This window comes from Bacteroidia bacterium, assembly GCA_040880525.1.
Classification (GTDB): domain Bacteria; phylum Bacteroidota; class Bacteroidia; order CAILMK01; family JBBDIG01; genus JBBDIG01.
This window is the reverse complement of sequence record JBBDIG010000058.1, coordinates 20,936-40,113: the sequence shown is the minus strand read 5'-3', so window position 1 is coordinate 40,113 and position 19,178 is coordinate 20,936. Positions and strand designations below refer to the sequence as shown.

Annotated in this window: 14 protein-coding genes; 6 read left to right on the top strand and 8 right to left on the bottom strand. The window is 45.5% G+C overall.

Annotation, left to right across the window (positions count from 1 at the left end; genetic code table 11):
* Positions 1–178 precede the first annotated feature (178 nt).
* The 3 genes from WD077_15765 (at position 179) to WD077_15755 (ending at position 2,921) form a co-directional block, all read left to right on the top strand.
* The gene (locus WD077_15765; protein ID MEX0968689.1) at positions 179–844 is read left to right on the top strand and encodes a hypothetical protein; all 666 of its coding nucleotides are present in this window, start codon (positions 179–181) and stop codon (positions 842–844) included.
* A gap of 29 nt (positions 845–873) precedes the next feature.
* Entirely contained in the window at positions 874–1,350 is a 477-nt protein-coding gene (locus WD077_15760; GenBank protein MEX0968688.1) for a PRC-barrel domain-containing protein, read from the top strand.
* Between the two features lie 71 nt (positions 1,351–1,421).
* On the top strand, positions 1,422–2,921 hold the full coding sequence (locus WD077_15755; protein MEX0968687.1) for a T9SS type A sorting domain-containing protein: 1,500 nt from the start codon (positions 1,422–1,424) through the stop codon (positions 2,919–2,921).
* Positions 2,922–3,038: 117 nt separating this feature from the next.
* Here the strand turns inward: WD077_15755 and WD077_15750 are convergent, their stop codons facing one another.
* Positions 3,039–4,214, bottom strand: coding sequence for a hypothetical protein (locus WD077_15750; protein MEX0968686.1), 1,176 nt, complete (start codon positions 4,212–4,214; stop codon positions 3,039–3,041).
* Between the two features lie 340 nt (positions 4,215–4,554).
* Here WD077_15750 and WD077_15745 point away from each other — a divergent pair, with 340 nt between their 5' ends.
* Positions 4,555–6,255 carry a T9SS type A sorting domain-containing protein gene (locus WD077_15745; protein MEX0968685.1) on the top strand — a complete coding sequence of 567 codons (1,701 nt, stop codon included), beginning with the start codon at positions 4,555–4,557 and terminating at the stop codon, positions 6,253–6,255.
* A 380-nt stretch (positions 6,256–6,635) separates the two neighbouring features.
* Here the strand turns inward: WD077_15745 and dinB are convergent, their stop codons facing one another.
* Positions 6,636–7,862: a DNA polymerase IV gene (gene dinB, locus WD077_15740; GenBank protein ID MEX0968684.1), complete on the bottom strand. Its 1,227-nt coding sequence runs from the start codon at positions 7,860–7,862 to the stop codon at positions 6,636–6,638.
* Positions 7,863–8,003: 141 nt separating this feature from the next.
* Between dinB and yidC the strand changes: the two genes are divergently transcribed.
* Together yidC and WD077_15730 are read left to right on the top strand one after the other, a co-directional pair.
* The gene (gene yidC, locus WD077_15735) at positions 8,004–9,830 is read left to right on the top strand and encodes a membrane protein insertase YidC (protein ID MEX0968683.1); all 1,827 of its coding nucleotides are present in this window, start codon (positions 8,004–8,006) and stop codon (positions 9,828–9,830) included.
* Positions 9,831–9,900: 70 nt separating this feature from the next.
* Positions 9,901–11,337, top strand: a complete 1,437-nt coding sequence (locus tag WD077_15730; protein ID MEX0968682.1) for an HD domain-containing protein — start codon at positions 9,901–9,903, stop codon at positions 11,335–11,337.
* A 41-nt stretch (positions 11,338–11,378) separates the two neighbouring features.
* Here the strand turns inward: WD077_15730 and WD077_15725 are convergent, their stop codons facing one another.
* The 6 genes from WD077_15725 to WD077_15700 form a co-directional block, all read right to left on the bottom strand.
* A complete protein-coding gene (locus WD077_15725) occupies positions 11,379–11,960 on the bottom strand; it encodes a molybdenum cofactor guanylyltransferase (GenBank protein MEX0968681.1) in 582 nt (193 codons plus the stop codon).
* 564 nt (positions 11,961–12,524) lie between these two features.
* Positions 12,525–13,517: a C45 family peptidase gene (locus tag WD077_15720; GenBank protein MEX0968680.1), complete on the bottom strand. Its 993-nt coding sequence runs from the start codon at positions 13,515–13,517 to the stop codon at positions 12,525–12,527.
* Positions 13,518–13,519: 2 nt separating this feature from the next.
* Complete coding sequence (locus WD077_15715) at positions 13,520–14,998, bottom strand: biotin carboxylase (protein ID MEX0968679.1); 1,479 nt, start codon at positions 14,996–14,998, stop codon at positions 13,520–13,522.
* Between the two features lie 24 nt (positions 14,999–15,022).
* Positions 15,023–17,749, bottom strand: a complete 2,727-nt coding sequence (locus WD077_15710) for an ornithine decarboxylase (GenBank protein ID MEX0968678.1) — start codon at positions 17,747–17,749, stop codon at positions 15,023–15,025.
* Between the two features lie 2 nt (positions 17,750–17,751).
* Complete coding sequence (locus WD077_15705; GenBank protein ID MEX0968677.1) at positions 17,752–18,192, bottom strand: VOC family protein; 441 nt, start codon at positions 18,190–18,192, stop codon at positions 17,752–17,754.
* 24 nt (positions 18,193–18,216) lie between these two features.
* Positions 18,217–19,158: a carbon-nitrogen hydrolase family protein gene (locus WD077_15700; GenBank protein MEX0968676.1), complete on the bottom strand. Its 942-nt coding sequence runs from the start codon at positions 19,156–19,158 to the stop codon at positions 18,217–18,219.
* Positions 19,159–19,178 lie beyond the last annotated feature (20 nt).

Here is a 19,178-nt window from a genome sequence, read left to right as displayed (position 1 = left end):
CTTTTCTCCCGGTAATGTAATCGCCCATATTTCCTCAAAATCGGGCCGTGAAAAGAATGTATTTACATTCAACCACTCAGCAAAAAGTTTTTCCATATTTGAGAACAATTATTTGATGATACTTATTTATAAGCTGAATAGTTCGCATTTTTAAAGATTAAATAAAAAAACAGAACTCATGGCAGAGATCAGCATTCAGGAAAAAGAACGTAAACCGATATGGCCCTGGTTTGTGGTGCTCATTATCTTAATTTTTGTAGCCCTTGCCATCTATTGGTTTTCTATGCATGACGAAGACAGAAATGAGGATGAGGGTGTAGCTGCTATTACTGAAGAACCAATGGTTGCTGATACCAGTTCTTTTCCACTGGTGCCGCTTCCCGTAAGTACATTTTTCTCGTTTGCTCACGACTCCGTTCCGGCAGAAAGTCACGATGAGGGTGATGGTGAAATGGGCGTTCATCATGAGTTTACGGGCAAAGGACTTCGTTATCTCGCCAACGCTATTGATGCAGTGATGCGATCTACGGATCTGCAGGATGTGGAAGCCATCAGGAAAATGCAGGAAATTAATGATGCGTCAGATCGCCTTCAGCAGGATTGGGAATCGCTGAATCATGCTGACACTTTGCAAGCAGCTTTCAAAAAAGCCAATGATGTGCTGCGGAAATTGCAACAAACCGAATTTTCATTTCTCGAAAGTCAGGTTACAGAACTGGAGCAAATCGTCTCAGAATTTAAACCGGGAAAAATGACGCTGGAGCAGCGAACACTGGTAAAACGATATTTCCGGACATCGTCAGAAATATTGCAGCAAATGGCCCGGTCAATAGATGAACAGTAAAAAGAATTAAATTAAAAACTCAGAATACTATGAAAGACTCAGAATTGCACGAACATAATCTTTTTCGCCTGCGTACGCTAACTGATTATGAAGTAGCGGAAAATGATCCGGATGTGCGTGACTGGCCCCTTATAGATGAGAATGGAAATGAATTCGGAAACATAGAGGAACTAATCGTAGATCCTAAATTAATGAAGGTGCGCTATCTGGATGTAAAAATTGATGAGGCACATGCCGGAGAATCATTTGGGAAAAACATGCTGATACCGGTGGGGCTTGCGGTAATCCATGAAGATGAGGATAAGGTGGAGGTACCGGAAATTTCACGGGAATTGCTGCTGCGCGCCCCCCGATATGGTGAACCGGGCGCAAAAATAAACCGTAACTATGAGCTTGAGATTAGACGCCACTTCGAGCCTGGAACCACCCAAGCCCCTGCCCAGACAACAGAATTCTACAGCCATCGCCATTTTGAAGAGGATCGCTTCTACAGGAACAGACGGTAGGTGGAGTAACCCACAAGGCAGGTTTCTTTGAAAGAAGCAGTAACTTTCAGCGATAAAAAAAAGACCACGCCATGAAACTGCGAAACCTGCTTTTTCTGATTCTGCTGCTACCAGCAATTACTTCAAAGGCCGACTGGTTCCCTTTTCCACTCTACCAGTATTCTTATTATAAGACTCCAGACTATTATAAATCTGATATTGCCCTATATGTAATAAATGTAGACACCATGATTGGTGACAGCGGCAATACTACCTATAAGTTCCGGCAGAATTTACCATTTCCAGGGGTATCGAATTGTAACACAATCTCCAAGCTTTCTTTGGATATAAGATTTTTTCACCCCTTTAGTTATATCAAATATCATTATTTGGATTCGATAATTGTACAGCAGGATACTTTTTGGCTACACCTCCACGATGAGTACGTATCAATGCTCTTTAAACCCTGGTCAGACTCAGGAGACTCCTGGATTTCTGAGATCAGGTATAGGGGCAGTCTCATCAGGAAAATAAGATTTACCTGCAAAGGCATCTTTCCTGAGTCAATTTTGTCAGTTCCGGACAGCGTAAAGGTTTTTGAAATAGAGGTGTTGAATGAGAATGATCAACCCATTTCTTCCCCGCTGAATGCTGCTACTTTTAAGCTCAGCAAAAGTTTTGGATTTAGCCAATTCATATCATATTCAAATCTTGTTGCAGACAAGGTTGAATACATGAATCTGGTTGGTTTTGAGAATGATAGCATACAAGCGGGTTTTACAGCGTTGGATTTTTCTGATTTTATTACATTGAAACCGGGGGACTTGCTTTTCTGGAGATACGAACGTCATATAGTAGATCCTACTCAGTATGAGCATAGCTTCACCTATTACAAGGATTCAATAACGCAAGTAACCAAAGATTCATTGGCAATCAAGGTATTTTTTAAAAGGATATATAATGATAAAGAATTTAAAATGGATTCAGTTATTTATAAAAGAAATACATACGAGCCACTTTTACAGGCACCTGATCACTGGTTTATAGACGATAGTTTTTACTGGCTATTACTTACTAAAACATATTGGTATTATGATACCAGCCAGATTAAAAATCAAATTATTGAATATAAGAAGGAAGGTTACATTATTTCATCTCCACCTTGTCATTTTGGACAGGTTACTGATACTGATGACTATTTTACGTTCAGTACGAATCTTGGTACCACAGAGACAATAATTTTCGGCCATGCCGCCAAATTTCACACAACCCTGATAGGGTCTGTGATTGATGGTAAACACAATGGACATACCGGGTTGTCTGAAAATTATCCTCCAGCCGCACCTAATCCACTGAGAATATACCCAAACCCGGCAACAGAACGGTTGACGCTCGAAAACCTGCCTGTACATGATGGGCCTTGCCATGTGGAATTATACAATACTCGGGGTCAACTGATATTGCAAAAAACGGTAAATTCAAATTCTGCGGAACTGGATTTATTGTTTTTAGAGAGGGGTGTTTATTTATTAAAAATAAACAGCGCGAACAATATTCACGTGGAAAAAGTAGTGGTGCAACGAAGTCGTTAAGATTTAATAGCAATAGTGTAACGCCATCTTTTTTGATGAGCGTATTTTATTGGTTGCATATTTTGCCAGGCGAAAGCCCAGCCGCTACAACTAATCCGTTGAAACGGTAGTCGGTCCTCACTGCGGCTGTACGTTTGTGTTTTTACTAAAAACATAACTGACACCTGCGCCAATTGCCAGATAAGGATTTTCATCGTATAAGATCATGCCTGCTTCCAGATTACCTTCTAATCGCCAAACGGACAATCCAGGACCGCCAGTAAAGCCAAAAATGGATTGGAAACGATTATCAGCCACGGCACCGCCACCATAAACGCCTGCCCGCAAAAAACCATATTTAAATAGCTGAAGATTTGCATCGAGACCGGTACTAAGGTTATAGCCGACTTCATCAGACGGGCCTAATATTGTACCCGCCTTGAAGTATGGAATTACAGAAAAGGTGGCGTAGCTCCTGCGATAATATTTTATTCCCGACATCAGAATCCCTACCTCATGATCAGTACCCAATCCTACGTATCCGCCCACTGCGTGATACTTCGGAAGCCGTGACGATTCAATTCGTTCCTTCACTGGTCTTGTTGGCTGCCATTTTCCAGGTAGCAGCGTATAATGTACCCCGGCTCCCACCTTGTAGTAGGAAGGCCAGGACAGATCAGTTCTGGGCATATAGTTCAGGACGTCCTGTGTGAGCACCAGCCGCCCCGCCATATACAGTTGCCAGCGTTCGATATTGTAGTTCAGGCTTGCGCCCAAATGCAGCGTTTGCTCCAGATGATGCGTAGTTTCACCGTCCTTCACCTCACCGGTAGTATGGCGGGCGGCATCGAAATGATAATAATGCGTGGATTTATAGTACAATGCTGAAATACCGGCTAAGGCATGTACGCCAAATTTTTGATTGCGGGTTTTCAACACCCGGTATCCTATCTCAAATGGAAGAGAAAACCCCATCGTGCGGCTATTCACCATAAGATCATATTGATCGGTTGAATAATCCACAAAGAGGGTATCCGAACTTTTCGTAATAATAGTGGATGCAAAGGTTTCAGGATGGGATTGAACATGGCGGGTATAGCTGCTGCTGCCATAATTGCTGCCAAGCTGCAGGCTGAGATTGCGCTGCGGATACCATTGTGCATGAATGCCCAATCCCATGGCAGGAGGCTCATGTCCAGGAAGGTCGTTGAAGTAAACCAGACTCCCCTCGCCCCCAACCCTCACCTGGCCCATGGCGGTGGTAGAGGACGCGAGGGAAAGCAATACACAAAAGAAGCAGGTTAAGAAATTCATAGTTTGATATCATTTAAGGATAATCAAAAATATAAATTAAAAATGAATTGAAAGCTTCAAATGGTTTTCACCGAAAATGGGTGTTCTGCTTTATCCCTTACCCCTTAGAATTGGTATCTCACTCACTCAGCCGGTAAAACCAGGAGACCATTTGTGACCCTGATTTAAGTACAACATATAAACTATATTGCTAAAATTGAACTTTTTGCGGGGGGAGGGGGGTTATGCTGATAACTTTTGTAAACCAATAACAAACTTCCGAGGATTAATAAAAGCTATTATTTTATAAGTAAAATAACTTATTTATTCCTCTTCGACAAATCTATAAATTTTAAATACCATGAGAATATTTACTTTTTCTTTAATTGTTTCCTCATTATTTATTGCAGGCTTTTTTCAAGCCAATGCAAAGGTTACTCAATACTTTTCCACAGGGGGAGAGGAGAATGTGCAAATGATAAGCACTGACGCTGATGGAAACCGATATTTGATTGTGAGATTTAAGGATACGCTATATGTAAGTAACCAGACAACACCCATTTTAAATCCTGAACCAGGATGGAATGCACTCGCTTTAATTAAGGAAAGCAAATCAGAACAGCTCCTGTGGAGTAAGGTTATCCCGTTTGAAGAAGTTCCATTATTTACGTCTCTTCAAATCGGCAGCAACAGCAATATTTATTTGACCTCTGGTCTCAGAAATCAAATGAAATTTGCAGGCAAGACATGGAGTAACCCTTTCTCTTCTTTTGCAGCTACCGTATTGCTGCGTTTTGATGCTAATGGAAATCTGGTTTGGGATCAGTTTTATTCATCGGATGGCGGAAACGCTTTCTTAAGGGCAGTTGTGGAAGATGACGATTTATACCTGGCCGGCCATTTTAATGGCGACTCCTTAAAATGGGAAAACCATTCCCTGGCATCCGGATCAGGTATTGGTACAGGGGTAATTTTCAGGTATGACGAAATGAACAATGAACTTTGGCGCACAACCCTGAACAGTGATACCATTAAATACTTAAACCCCGCTTTTGTACGAAACAACAACCTCACTTTTTCAGCGACTTTTTCCGGAAATCAGTTATTAATTAATAATCAACCAGGTACCGGACTTAATATAACCGGCAATGCAGAGCATCCTACAGTTGCATCGGTAAATGTAAATAGCGGAGAATATGTGAGTGGCTGGACGGCCACTGGTGGCAGAGGGATGTGGGGCCGTGCCGGTGATTTCGGGCAAGTGCTTCCTCACCCTTCTGGCGGTACTTTATTGTCAGGAGTATTTATGGATGACATTACCATTGCCGGGACGACTATTAATATTTATAATAAGTTTTATGGCGAGCAGCACATGGTTTTTCTTGACGAAAACAACGATGTAGTGTGGAAACGTTCTTTTGCTGATTCGGTTAATTTCATTCCTGTCAGAGCCGATATAGGCTCTGACGGCACCATTTATCTGGGTGGTAATTTCGCTAAAAGGTTACAAACATCCGGCATACAAGAAACTACCCTTGCCGAAGACGCATTCGTATTGGCATTGGATGAAAGCAATAACATTCTTGGCTTCAAAAGAACATTTACCAACTTCTTCATTGTTGCGAGTATAGATGTAAACACGATTGAAGCTAAGGAAGACGGTGGAGTGGCAGTAGGAGGGCAGTTTAACAATATTACTCATTTCGGCACGGATTCCTTAATTAACCATGGATATCAGGATGGCTTTTTGTGGGAATTAACAATGGGAGAGCTTACTGCTATTCAGGATTATGATGCAACAGCCCATTTTTCTAAAACCACTATTAACGTATATAACGTATATCCCAATCCCACAACGGATAGGCTGAACGTTAGAGGCCTATCGCCAAATGAAAGCTATCAGGTCAAGGTTTTTTCGATTACCGGAGCTTTAGTAATGGATCAAAACCTATCCCATGCGAATAGCATCATTTCATGTTCTGATATTCCAAAAGGAACATATTTCCTTCGGCTCATCAATGACCGGGGTGATATGAATCACATCGCATTTGTGAAATTATAACGATTGGTAGTTTATTCTCCATCATCCGGAGCAGTTTGGCAGTACAATCTCCCCGTTAAACGATTGTGTTCTTCTTTATAGAAAGCAGTACAAGCGCTACCCAATCCCGGAGCAAAACCCTCGAAGGGTTCCGAAACCCTTCGAGGGTTGGGAGAGAAGGGTTAAACATCCCAGATGACTTCGCCAGGCGGTAGCCTGATGTTGCAGTTAAACCGTTGAAACGGTTGTGGGTGGGCATTTTTTATACCCCCGGTTGAAACCGGGGGCTATTGATCAAAATGTTGGAAACCAAAAAGTATGGATCGCAAAAAAAGCCAGGCGGAAGATTCTTCATATCTATTGATCTATTTGATCAGGCGGCAGGTGGAAGTCTGGCGTTCCTACTGCCTACGGTGCGCCATTATTACCGGGGGCATTCCATTAAAGGGATTTGCACGGCCCAGGCCGCGGGAGTCCATTCCTACGGCACGTTTCACCGCATTCAGGCCAAAGCGGTTGCGCATTTTGTCCATGGCCTGATACAGGTTTATAAGCTCGGGATTATCTTCAAAGAGCTGCATCTGGTAGCCTCCCCCTGTCAGGTGGCTGAACTTTAGCCCCACCAGCCGCACCAGCAGGCGCTTGTTGTAAAGTTTCTCAAAAAGCTCTTTTGTATAATCTATTACATGATGATCGCAGGAAGTGTAGGGAATGCGTTTTTGTAACGTATAGGTGTTGAAGTCGGAATACCGGAGTTTTACCGTAACGCAGGCGGTGAGCTTGTTTCCCTGACGTAGCTGGTAAGCCAGGTTTTCGGCCATCGCTATCAGCAGGTTGCGGAGCTTGGTTACGTCCGTGGTATCGTGTTCAAAAGTGCGCTCCAGCGAAATTGATTTCCGCTCCTGATATGGCTCTACGGGGGCATTGTCAATGGCATTGGCTTTTTTCCATATTGCCACGCCATTCTTGCCCATCGCCTTTTCCATCAATTCTACGGGCATTTCCTGCAAGGTGTGTATTTTCTTCACGCCCATGCGACCCAGGAGCAACGCGGTCTTTTCTCCTATCATGGGGATTTTTCCTACCGGCAACGGTGAGAGAAATGGTTTTTCCAGGCCCCGTTCCACCTGTATTTCATTATTCGGCTTGGCCTCGCCTGTCGCCACTTTTGCCACCGTTTTATTTATTGACAGGCCAAAGGATATTGGCAGCCCCGTTTCTTTTATGATCTTCTTTCGCAGGGCCGATGACAATTTATAGCAGCCAAAGAAGCGGTCCATCCCACTTAGGTCCAGGTAAAATTCATCAATGGAGGTTTTCTCGAAGAGGGGCACCTCCTGCTTAATGATTTCCGTAATAATATCAGAATACTTGCTGTAGCGGCCCGAATCTCCTTTCAGCACTATGGCGTCCGGGCAAAGCTGCAGGGCGGTGCGCATGGGCATGGCCGAGTGTATGCCGAATGTCCGCGCCTCATAACTGCACGAGGCCACCACGCCCCGGCTGCCGGTGCCACCCACGAGTACGGGCTTTCCATTGAGCCTGCTGTCCATAAGCCGCTCCACCGACACAAAGAATGAGTCGAGGTCCATGTGGACGATTGTACGATTATTTGAGGCTGATCCCATGTTTTCGATTTTCGGGAGTAACTATTTTTTGTGGTGGGGAAAGATAAGCAGAGATGCTTAAAACAACCCAAATGCAGAAAGGGATATTAAACGGCAAAACTACCCAATATTTCTACCTTTGCACCCGCCAAAACGGAACCGATGGATAGAAACAGCATAATCGGGATTGTCCTGATTTTCGTAATACTTATAGTCTTTTCCTACCTAAATGCACCTGACCCTTCTCAGGATGCGCTGGCGCCACGCGAAACCGATACGGAGCAAGTGGTGCCACAGAAAGCGGAAGATGAAGCTCAGCAAATAGAAAAAGCAAAGGAGGAAACCAAACCCATCCTTCCGGGGGATTTTGCAGCATTTTCTGAAGGAGAAGAGGGGGAAGTAACGCTCGAAAATGAACACCTCATAATGAGGGTTTCCCGCAAAGGGGGGACGCCTTCCTTCGTTCAGTTGAAGAACTATAGTACTTTCGATTCTATGCCGCTGGTGCTTTTCAGCGGGCGTAATGACTGGCAATTCGGCTATCTCTTCCGTACTCATGATCAGCAGGTAAATACCTCCGACCTTTATTTTGATACAGAAGATGCAGACATCCGGGTAACCGGAAATGATTCTGCCAGCCTTACCATGCGGCTTGATATGGGCGGAGGGCAGCGAATAGAGCAAACATACACGCTCCACGGTAACAGCTATATGCTTGGCTACGATGTAAAGTTTATTGGTTTTGATAATGTTATTCCGCGCAGCCAGCAATCCATGCAAATCCTCTGGCATGCAAACCTCCTGCGCCAGGAAAGAACAGCAAAGGAAGAGCGAATACATACCAGCGTGCATTATAAACTGGCCGAAGAGGGCGCTGATTATCTGTCAGAAACCAGCGATGAATCAGAAGAATTTCAGGAGAAACTGACCTGGATTGGTTTTAAGCAAAAATTCTTTACACAAACCCTGATCTCTGAAGATCACTTTGCAGGCGGGAAGATTTCCACCCAAACGGATGAAACCTCTGACACAGTAAAAACCCTGGATGCAGTGCTGAACCTGCCACTGTCTCACTCCGGCAATGAGCATTACAACATGGCCCTGTACTTCGGGCCGGTGCATTATGAAACGTTGAAGCAATATGCCAGTATTGACCTCCACAAGCAGGTTTTCCTCGGCTGGCCCGTATTCCGCGAGGTGAACCGTTTTCTGGTAATTCCGCTCTTTAATGCCCTAAATGATTATATCGCCAGTTTTGGAATTATTATCCTGATCCTGACGCTGATTATCAAGCTCGTCCTCTCCCCGCTCACCTACAAGAGCTACCTCTCTTCAGCAAAAATGCGGTTGCTCAAACCTGAACTGGACGAGATTAAAAAGAAAACTGGCGGGGACATGGCCAAGCAACAATCAGCACAAATGACCTTGTACCGGAAGGCAGGCGTAAGTCCTTTTGGCGGATGCCTGCCCGCTATCCTGCAGATGCCCATCCTCATCGCGATGTACAGCTTCTTCCCCTCTTCCATTGAATTAAGGCAAGAGCCCTTTTTGTGGGCTTCAGATCTTTCTACCTACGATTCTATAATGGACCTGCCCTTCGATATTCCTTTTTATGGTTCCCACATTAGCCTTTTCACATTGCTCATGGCCATTGCCACTTTCTTTTATGGAATTATAAACAGGCAAATGCAGCCTTCAATGGGAAGTGATGGCCCAATGGCGGCTCAAATGAAAATGATGGTGTATCTCCCACCTTTCATGATGCTATTTTTCCTCAACAGTTATGCTTCAGCCCTCAGTTATTACTACCTGCTCTTCAATCTTTTTTCTATAGGCCAGTTCTATCTTTTCCAGCTTGTAATTGATGAGAAAAAGCTTCATGCTCAAATTGAAGAAAAAAAGAAACGCCCGGTTACAAAATCCAAATGGCAGGCTCGGTTAGAACAAATGGCTAAAGAGCAGCAAAAAAAGCAGGCTGCAAAAAAATAAGGATTTCAGCCCTTTGAGTTATTGTTTTAAATTAAAAATAATAACCCTTTAAAAAAAGGAAAATATCAAATTGCCGGCTCCCGATTTTAAATATTTAAAACACATCATTGAGAAACCTGAATTCAGGTTGATTGGTGAGGAAGCCGGGACAATGGGCGTGGAAGTATACCTGGTGGGCGGCTATGTGCGCGATGTCCTGATCGGAAGAAGAAGTAAGGATGCAGACCTGGTGGTAGTGGGCGATGGAATTGCTTTCGCAAAGCACATGGCCAGGGTCATGGGCTTCGCGGATAAAATCACGGTTTTCAAGAATTTCCAGACCGCACATCTTAAAACGAAAGAGATGGAACTGGAATTTGTAGGTGCCCGGAAAGAATCTTATTCGCGCCACACGCGCAACCCACAGGTGCAGCAGGGAACGCTGGAAGATGATCTGAGCAGGCGCGATTTCACCATCAATACCCTGGCAATCAGCGTCAATAAAAACGACTACGGAAATCTGGTGGATCTTTTTAAGGGATGGGATGATCTGAAAAAAGGCATTATCAAAACCCCGCTGGCGCCCGGAACTACCTTCTCTGACGATCCGCTGCGGATGATGCGCGCCATCCGTTTTGCCGCACAACTGCAGTTTCGTATTCAGCCTCAAACGCTTAACGCTATTGCTGAGCACCGGGAGCGCATCAGTATCATTACCCAGGAACGGATTACTGATGAACTGAACAAGATCATGGCTTCCTCCCATCCTTCCGTGGGGTTTAAGCTACTGATGAAAACGGGATTGCTGCATCTCATCTTTCCTGAACTGGTGGCACTCCATGGCGTGGAAACCATCAACGGCCACTCACACAAGGACAATTTCTTTCATACCCTGCAGGTGCTGGATAACCTGGCCGGAATGAGCGATAACCTCTGGCTGCGCTGGGCGGCTTTGCTCCACGATATTGGCAAGCCCTCCTCCAAACGGTTTGAAGAAGAAGGAGGATGGACTTTTCACGGCCATGAAGTAATTGGCGAGCGGATGATCCCCAAACTATTTCGCAAGCTGAAACTGCCGCTCAATGATAAAATGAAATACGTGCAGAAGATTGTCGCACTGCATCTGCGCCCCATAGCCCTGGCACAGGAAGAAGTCAGCGACTCAGCCCTGCGCAGGCTCCTGGTAGAAGCCGGTGACGATATTGAAGATCTCTTCCTGCTTTGCCGTGCAGACATTACCTCAAAGAACGAGGAGAAGGTGGAGCGGTATCTTGCCCGCTTCGACAAAGTATGGGAAAGACTGGAGGTGGTGGAAAAAAAAGACCAGATGCGCAACTGGAAACCGCCCATTACCGGTGAAATAGTGATGGAAACTTTCGGAATTAAACCGGGTCCTGAAGTGGGCAAAATAAAACACCAGGTACGTGAGGCCATCCTCAGCGGGGATATTCCAAATAAGTATGACGCTGCTTTTGAATATATGCTAAAAGCCGGAAAGGACATGGGCCTGAAAAAGGTTAAAAGCTGAAAGACTTCCCGGCTGCCTGTTTACGCGAAAAAGAAAGGCCATTACATTTTTTTAGCTTTCAGATATTCTTCATTTGTATTTGCATTAAATATCAACCGGTGCGCCACCTCCACCGTTTTATGAGGATTGGCTTTCAGCACCTTTTGCAATGAATATTCTTTGGTCTCAATCGCGCTGAGCAAATGAGGAAGTGCGTTTTCATTCCACACTGCGATGAGCGGTTCAGGATGGCCAGCGCCCGGAGCTTTTGCGCAGCAGGCTATGAACTGTTCATCATTCGCAGTGATCAATGCTTCTGGCAGTGCATCATCATAAAAGGGCAGGTCACAACTCACAAAAAATGCAGAAGCTGTCCGCAGTCGTTGCATCGAACCGGCTATTCCGGCCATTGGCCCAATACCATCCCACGGGTCAATAATAAGATTTTCTATGCCTTCAAAAATTCTTGTTTGATCCTGCCGGCATGAGATCCAAACCTGACCAAACTGCCGGGAAAGCCGGCTGTGCATTACCTGCCATTGCGCTCCCTTTCCATAGTCAAGCAAATTTTTATCAGCGCCCATACGGCTGCTTTTCCCCCCGGAAAGCAAAATGGCCGGCATTGAATATTTAGGTTTGGGCATTATTGAAAATTAACTTTTTTGAATTAAAATACAAGGTAAAAGTAGTATTATGTGCAACAGTTTTAAAATCTAAAAAAGAAATGCTAAAATACCTGAAATTTTATATCGCCATCTATTTAATTGTAATAGGGGTTTTTTATCATTCCATTGTTCTAAAAGCGCTGGCAGGAACGGAATCATAGCGTGTAGGCAGTATAATATCAAGTGCTTTGATTGCTGCACTAATTATTACTTTTTTTATTAAAGCTAAATCTCAAAGGGTGCATAAGAAAGTGTTGAAGAATGGGGATACTATATAAGTGTTTTATGGGTTTTGCTGTCTCAAGGGGGCATAATAATCTATTTCTTTAAAAGGATTGTAAAGAATATTAAGAATTAGATTTGTTATATTTTTTAAACTTCTTCACCTGACGTGTGCTATTACTGGCCATCCCGCCCCACGGTCATGCAGGTTGTAATAAACGGAGGCGAGACGCCTCGGAATAGCTCACGCTCGCGGGACGCCAAGCGAGAGCAATTGAAATGGAAAAACTTGAAGTCGCAAATTGTGACTTCAAGTTGGGGTCACTTCAAAAACTCCTTCGTTTGATATTTTCTCAGGTTCACAACTTCGCGGTGCTCGTTAAATGCGTGGAGAGACTGGCTGATATATTTGGTTGGCCAGAGGATCCGCGTGCTGCGTTCTTCTACGTTATAGGCGGCAGTGTAAAGCGTTACAAAAGATTGCTTCGCCTGGTTGTGATACAGAGGCAGATTGAAAAACCTGCGGATCACTTCTTCTTTATCGAGATGGGGCAATACCAGCAGGGCTTCCAGGAATTCTTTCCGTTCCAGGGTACCTGTAAGGGCGGCATATTCCATCCACTCCACTACTTCCTGATGGTTGGTAGCTACCCACGAATCGGACAGAAGGGGCCTGCGGTCGGGAGAGAGGAAGAGGGTTGAAAAAGAACCGTGCGTATCTACCATAGTAATATTATAGGCCATGTGGACAGGAACACGCAGAAACAGCCGTTGAGCCTCCGGGACGGTAGCGCAGGTTTCCAGGGCATAGCGCACCACCAGCGGAATACCAAAGCCTTTCCCGGTGACATTGCGGCCACCAAAAGTGAGCGACACAGCCAGGCCATCTTCGTTAATCCCATCGAGCAGGCCCCAGTTGCAGTCAGAAACGCCCATCACATGTTTCAACCAATTGGTTTTGAGCATTACGCCCTCGAATAGCCGGGGATCATAGTCATAGTTGCGGATAATCCCATAAGGCGGTTTGGTCCAGGCCAGTTGTGTGCATCCGCTCATAAATGGCGGAGGGCTGTAGAGGCTGAGGTAGCGGGAAGCTATATCTCCGCCACCGGCCAGGGAACAAAGTTGTTCGTACACCGGCAGCAACTCAGGCATGTGCTCTTTGAGTTGGTTATAACAGGTTAGATAGCCGGGCCGGGACAAGAGCCCTTCCTGCGCGTACCATTTTTTATAAAAAGGCCATGATCTGTCAAAAAGGGATTTCCATTTTTCTCCGGGCTGGTCTTCCCGGACGCAATTCATTGATACGAGCATGGCTACATCATTTTGAAGCCGCCTATTTCAGCCACCCTTTCCTGCACATAAGGATCGTTGCCGGGAATTTTGGATTTGTACAATGATTTAATCGCGTGTATCCAGCTCTGGGCGCGGTCGCGCAGTTGGAAATCGTCAGTCATCAGGCGGCCGCGCATTACCAGGATTCCTATGTCTGCTCCTTCATAAAAATAATCGCCCACGCGGGTAATGCGCAGGAAGAAGGCTTCCCGCTCACTTTCCACTGCTCTCCGGTGGGTATCCATCCGGTCGAAGTAGATGCAGCCGTTTTCATCCATGCGGTAAATCCCGGATCGCGGAGCCTGGGTTACATATTCCACCGTATCCTCCGTATGCTTGATCACAAGCTGGCCCCAGGAGTCTATATTAATATCGCTGAACCAGCGCGTATTAATGGCGTCTACATCCAGCTCGTAGGGCTGATTCATATATTCGAGCAAATGAAAGATAAACAACGGTGCATCAGCCAGTGCAAACACGGCATGGTTGGTAATGGAACTGGCACCGGTTACCCGCGGATTAAGCTCTCCCAGGTATATTTCATCTGTTCCTTCTTCAATCAGGAAGTCCAGTTCGAAATAGCCTTTGTAGCCTTCCTTGCGAAGCTGATTGCCGAACAACTGCGTGTATTCGCGGGCTTTTGTCCGGATCGTTTCATTGAATGCCTGTGGGAAAATTTCGTTGCCGCACCAGCCGCCCTTATAGGGTGTCAGCTCTTTAAAACCAACCAGCTCCGTCATCAGCGGGGCCACTATGGTTCCGTGCTGCGTTACGCAGGCTTCAATGGCTGAACCAAAGCAGCTTATCCGCTTCATCACCTTTACTTCACTTTCGCTTTCTATTTCATCCTTATACTTATTGTATTCCTCCTCATCAGAGATAAAAAAAGTAGTATGGCCGGAGTCACCAAACGGTGTCTGGATCACGAGATCGGTACCCAGATGTTTGGACACCTCGCCCAGGTGTTCGTAGCTATCTACTTTGGTAAGCACATTTGGTACACATGGCACACCTGCTTTTTCAGCGATGCGGTTGGTATTTACCTTATTATCCATGTGGGTACGCATTTCTGCTGAAGGAAACGCCACCTCCAGCCCCAGGCTTTTTGCCAGCTCTTCTGTGTGGTCATTAAACATGAGGAAAAGCGCTTTTCCTTTATCGCCCCTTTTGCGGATATAATCAACTACTTCTTTATGCTCCAGCAGGTAATTGTTAATGTCTTCAATGCTTTGAAATTCCTCATGGGGTAATTCTTCCTTGGGTGAAAAAACATTCGGATGCTTACCATCAAAACACTCTATGTAGCAGATGAACTTAAACCCTTTCACCCATTCATCGGCTCCCAACAGGTTGAAGTTGGTAGCGCTGATGAAGTAAATCGGAATTTCATTGGTATAAAAAAACCTGCGGATGTCTGAGATTCCTTTGAGTGTCGGGATGTTACGCGTATTATTGGTCATGGGTTAATATTTTGAAATGAATAATTAACTGTTATTGATGTTGGCGGCTGGAGACATCATGGCGGTTGTGGTGGTTTTCTTTCTGTTCAGCACCTTGTCAGAGAATATTCTTAAACCCATTTCAGGCCTGTAGCCATGTATTTCTTTTACATCAAGTTTAATAAAGAATTCAAGGATACCGGTGCTCAATACCTGCCCTGGCACCAGGATGGGGAAACCGGGAGGATAGGGAATAACGAAGGAGGCAGCCACAATTTCGCGGCCCTCTTTCAGCGCTTTCTGGCAATGCTGCAGTTTTATATGGCGGCAGTTTTCATCATCATACGATAAAAAGTAGGCCTCGCGTAAATTACCTCCCGGAACTCCCGGCAGCGCCTGGAAGGAATGATGAAAATGGCTGAAGTCCGGAAGTGGCGGGCATTCTTCAATCAATGAATGAATCTTCTTTTCTTCCAAACGTTTTTCCTCCCCTGAGAAAGCTTTGAACCTTTCGTCAAGCTGACTGGAAATTTTTAGCAGCACACTGAGCAGGTAAGCTACCGAACTCCGGGTAGTACCAATATTCGTCATAAAAAGCACCGTATTACGCGAGGTCTTATTGATCTGAATTCCAAACTGATCCATGAGATACTTATTTTTAAAAGTATCGCCATCCACGCCTGTTCGGCCGATGTGCAGATTTATTTTGGTAGGATCCAGCACGAACTCATCGTTTTTCCAGGCTTCTTCCATACGAAACCACCCTGTTTTGGGATTGAAATATTCGGTGATTTTTGAATGGCGGAACTGTGCCGGGATCAGATCCTGCACGGTGAGCACTTCGAAATATTTATTGAGCTTGGGATGCGTACTGATCTTTGATCGCAGGATCATGGCCGTTTCAATGCTCTTCTCCACCATTTCATACCCCTCGAACTGCACTTGCCTACGGCCAATGTCCAGCGAACCGAGGATCTGGTAATTGGGCGAAGTGGAGGTATGGGTTTTATAAGCCTCCAGGAAAGAGTCTTCGGTCTTCCGTTTAAACTCCTCATCCCAAATGTGGATCATTGAGCCTTGCCGCAACGATGAAAGTGTTTTATGCGTAGACTGCGTGGCATAAACCCGCAGACACACTTTGTCAGGATCAGGCATTCCGCTTTTGTCATCTGCGTTCTCGTAGGCCTTTCGATATGCCTGGCTCTTGTATTTCTCACTGAGCACGCGGGCAGCATACATGGCCGTGCGTTGCTTGTAAACCGGGGTAAAAGCGGCAAAAGCGAACCAGGCTTCATCCCATAAAAAAATGATATCCGGTTTGATGGTCAGTATCTCCTCCATCACTTTTTGCGTGTTATATACCACCCCATCAAAAGTGCAGTTGGTGAGCAACAGCATGCGCACCTTTTCCAGTCGTCCTGCTTTTTTCAGTGCCAGGAGCTTGTTCTTGATATGTTCAAGTGGAACAGCGCCATACATTGAATATTCTTTTACCGGATAGCTGTCAAGGTAAACAGGATAAGCACCTGAGAGCACCAGCGCATAGTGATGTGATTTATGGCAGTCGCGGTCAATCAGCACCAGGTCCTCAGGTTGTGCAAGCGCCTGTACCACAATTTTATTGGCAGTAGAGGTACCGTTGGTGACGAAGAAAGTATTCTTGGCGCCATACGCATTTGACGCCATCTCCTGTGCCTTTTTGAGGGGCCCTGTAGGTTGCAGCAAAGAATCGAGGCCACCGGTAGTCGCTGAGGTCTCAGCCAGGAAAAGGTTGCGTCCATAGAATTCGCCAAAATCACGGATCCAGTGGGATTTGAAAACCGAGTTGCCACGGCTGATCGGCATGGCATGGAACACGCCTGTTGGCTTTTGGCTGTAATCCACCAGCGCGGAAAAGAACGGGGTGTGATAACGTGCTTTAATTCCCTGCTGAATACTGAGATGGATCTCCTGCAGATCTTCGGTGCGATAAAAGATCCGGTTAAAGCCTTGCAGCGTATCATCCTGCAGATCCTGAACCCGGGTGTCAGTAACGTAGTAGACGTCAAGCTCCTGCCTGAATCTCTTTACCAGCTTTCCTAATATGGGCCCGTAATCTGATTGAACCTCTTCATCTATATCCAATCCTTTAATGCTGTTGATAAACGGCCTCAGCAGGCTGAGTGAGTTCTTTGACCGGAATGGAATGCCATAACGCACTACCACAGCCTGTATATTCCTGTTGAAGAGGAGGGCGATCAGGGCATCCTGGAAGGAGGAGGTAACTACGGTATCAAAAGTGAAATCTTCTTTATGACTCCGCAAGTCTTTGAATTCCTGCTTGAGGTTTTCACGCCCTTCACGGTCAATATCATCCACAAACAGCACCTCAAAATATTTTTGCTGTAAATTTTCTTCCGGATCCTTACTTTCTATATCGTTACGGCTTTCATGGTCCGTCATCATCGGTTTTGAACTGTACCTGTAAACCTCACTGGTCAGATTGCGCAATATTTCATTCACCCCGCGAGAGAGGGCATTGTAATCAGCTTTCTTGTAAAAGTGGTTGAGGCGTTCGATTATTTCAATTCCGGGGAAAGCCCAGTACTGCTCCAGGATCTTCAGGGTTTTGAGGCTGCTTTCCACTTGCCGTTCCGCGTCAGGTTCATCATTCCCCCCACTGTTCTTTAGCTTGAGCGCTGATTTTTTCAGTTGTTGCCAGGTGCTTGAGCGCAATTGGGCTACATTAAAATATTCCTGATTAAACCCTTTGTTTTTGATTCGCCTGGTCATAGTTATGGTTTTGCGTGCAGCGCCAGTTTATTGCCTTCTGTATCTACAAATAAGGCAAAATGCCCGGCCGTTTCATTTATCAGTGTCTTCTCCATTAACACGCTGCCCCCGGCTTCTTTAATTCTTTGCAGCATGCCATCCATATCCTTTCCTGCATTAAGGTAGATCAATGGGCCTTTGTCTCCGGGTACACTTCCTGTCCCGCTAATTATCGCACCTCCAATTCCTGTGGAAGAAGGGAAAAAAGCCATTGTAAGGCCGTTCATCTCTGAAGTTTCCATTTTGAACTGATAGATGAAACTATAGAATTTGCAGGCCCGGTCAAAGTTATTGGCCGGAATTTCAAACCATGTAATGAAATCTTTATATTCAGGTATGCTGTCGGAACCGCTGAGTTGAGCGCTATGGGGTACCGATTGTTTTTTAGGTGTGTATTTGCTCATCAGGCAATTGGCTGGTTAATTAAATTAAAATCCTTTATTCCTCAGATCTTCGGGCATTATTCGTGTGCCGCTTTCATCCATAGCTGAAGGTTCCTGCATTATCTTTTTGATTTGAGCCAGCCTGGTAGGTTTTTCCAGTTCGCCCAGCTTTTGGAGTTCCGGATACTCCTTTCCCCTTTCATAAATATCAAAGTGGATCTTGCGGTCGCGGAAACTCTTCAGCGGCTGGCCCAGGCGGAGCAGACCGTGCTCGCGGCTGCGTTTCACCCGCTCCATGTCTATTTCTATGGGGATCTGTTCCGGGCCTGTGCCCGCCTGGTAAATTACCCGGCCATCCGGTCCGCAAATGATGGAGCGGCCCGTGCCTCCATCGCCCAGGCCATTAATATCGAAAACATAACATTGATTGGTTGCTGCCGTAGCCTGCACCAGCGCCAGTTCCACATCGCGGTCAATTGTGCCGGTGAGTGTGGGGTGCAGGATCACATCACAGCCGTTTACCGCCAGCGTCCGGGAGGTTTCAGGGAACCACATGTCATAGCAGATGGTCAGTCCGAAACGGCCTACCTCCGGCACATCGAAAAAGAAAAACTCAGTGCCTCCGGTTACGCCCACTTCATAAGGATAAAAAGGGAACATTTTGTCGTAGCGGCCCACTATTTCACCTTCCGGATTGATGACCGTTGCCGTATTGTAGATCCTCTCATGGCGGTTTTGGAACATGCTGCCCGGAATCAACCAGATCTTGTTTTTGCGGGCCAGCTCTCTGAATTCATCTTCCACCTCATTAGGAAAAGGCTTAGCATGATATAGCAACGGCCCGAAGGCGCACAATTCGCTCAGCAAGACCATTTGCACCCAGGGATATACTGAGACGGTAACCTCAATATTATGTTTCATCAGCGCCACATTGCTATGGCTGGCTGAAACGGGCATTTGAATTCCTGCAATGGAAAATGGTTTCATTTATTTTTTAATAAAATTTC

Excerpts from the sequence above, each read along its gene's own strand:
- WD077_15755 (MEX0968687.1), top strand. The coding sequence starts at position 1,422 with ATGAAACTGCGAAACCTGCTTTTTCTGATTCTGCTGCTACCAGCAATT.
- WD077_15750 (MEX0968686.1), bottom strand. The coding sequence starts at position 4,214 with ATGAATTTCTTAACCTGCTTCTTTTGTGTATTGCTTTCCCTCGCGTCC.
- WD077_15720 (MEX0968680.1), bottom strand. The coding sequence starts at position 13,517 with ATGCTCGTATCAATGAATTGCGTCCGGGAAGACCAGCCCGGAGAAAAA.
- WD077_15745 (MEX0968685.1), top strand. The coding sequence starts at position 4,555 with ATGAGAATATTTACTTTTTCTTTAATTGTTTCCTCATTATTTATTGCA.
- WD077_15705 (MEX0968677.1), bottom strand. The coding sequence starts at position 18,192 with ATGAGCAAATACACACCTAAAAAACAATCGGTACCCCATAGCGCTCAA.
- WD077_15725 (MEX0968681.1), bottom strand. The coding sequence starts at position 11,960 with ATGCCCAAACCTAAATATTCAATGCCGGCCATTTTGCTTTCCGGGGGG.
- dinB (MEX0968684.1), bottom strand. The coding sequence starts at position 7,862 with ATGGGATCAGCCTCAAATAATCGTACAATCGTCCACATGGACCTCGAC.
- WD077_15700 (MEX0968676.1), bottom strand. The coding sequence starts at position 19,158 with ATGAAACCATTTTCCATTGCAGGAATTCAAATGCCCGTTTCAGCCAGC.
- WD077_15710 (MEX0968678.1), bottom strand. The coding sequence starts at position 17,749 with ATGACCAGGCGAATCAAAAACAAAGGGTTTAATCAGGAATATTTTAAT.
- WD077_15765 (MEX0968689.1), top strand. The coding sequence starts at position 179 with ATGGCAGAGATCAGCATTCAGGAAAAAGAACGTAAACCGATATGGCCC.
- yidC (MEX0968683.1), top strand. The coding sequence starts at position 8,004 with ATGGATAGAAACAGCATAATCGGGATTGTCCTGATTTTCGTAATACTT.
- WD077_15760 (MEX0968688.1), top strand. The coding sequence starts at position 874 with ATGAAAGACTCAGAATTGCACGAACATAATCTTTTTCGCCTGCGTACG.
- WD077_15715 (MEX0968679.1), bottom strand. The coding sequence starts at position 14,998 with ATGACCAATAATACGCGTAACATCCCGACACTCAAAGGAATCTCAGAC.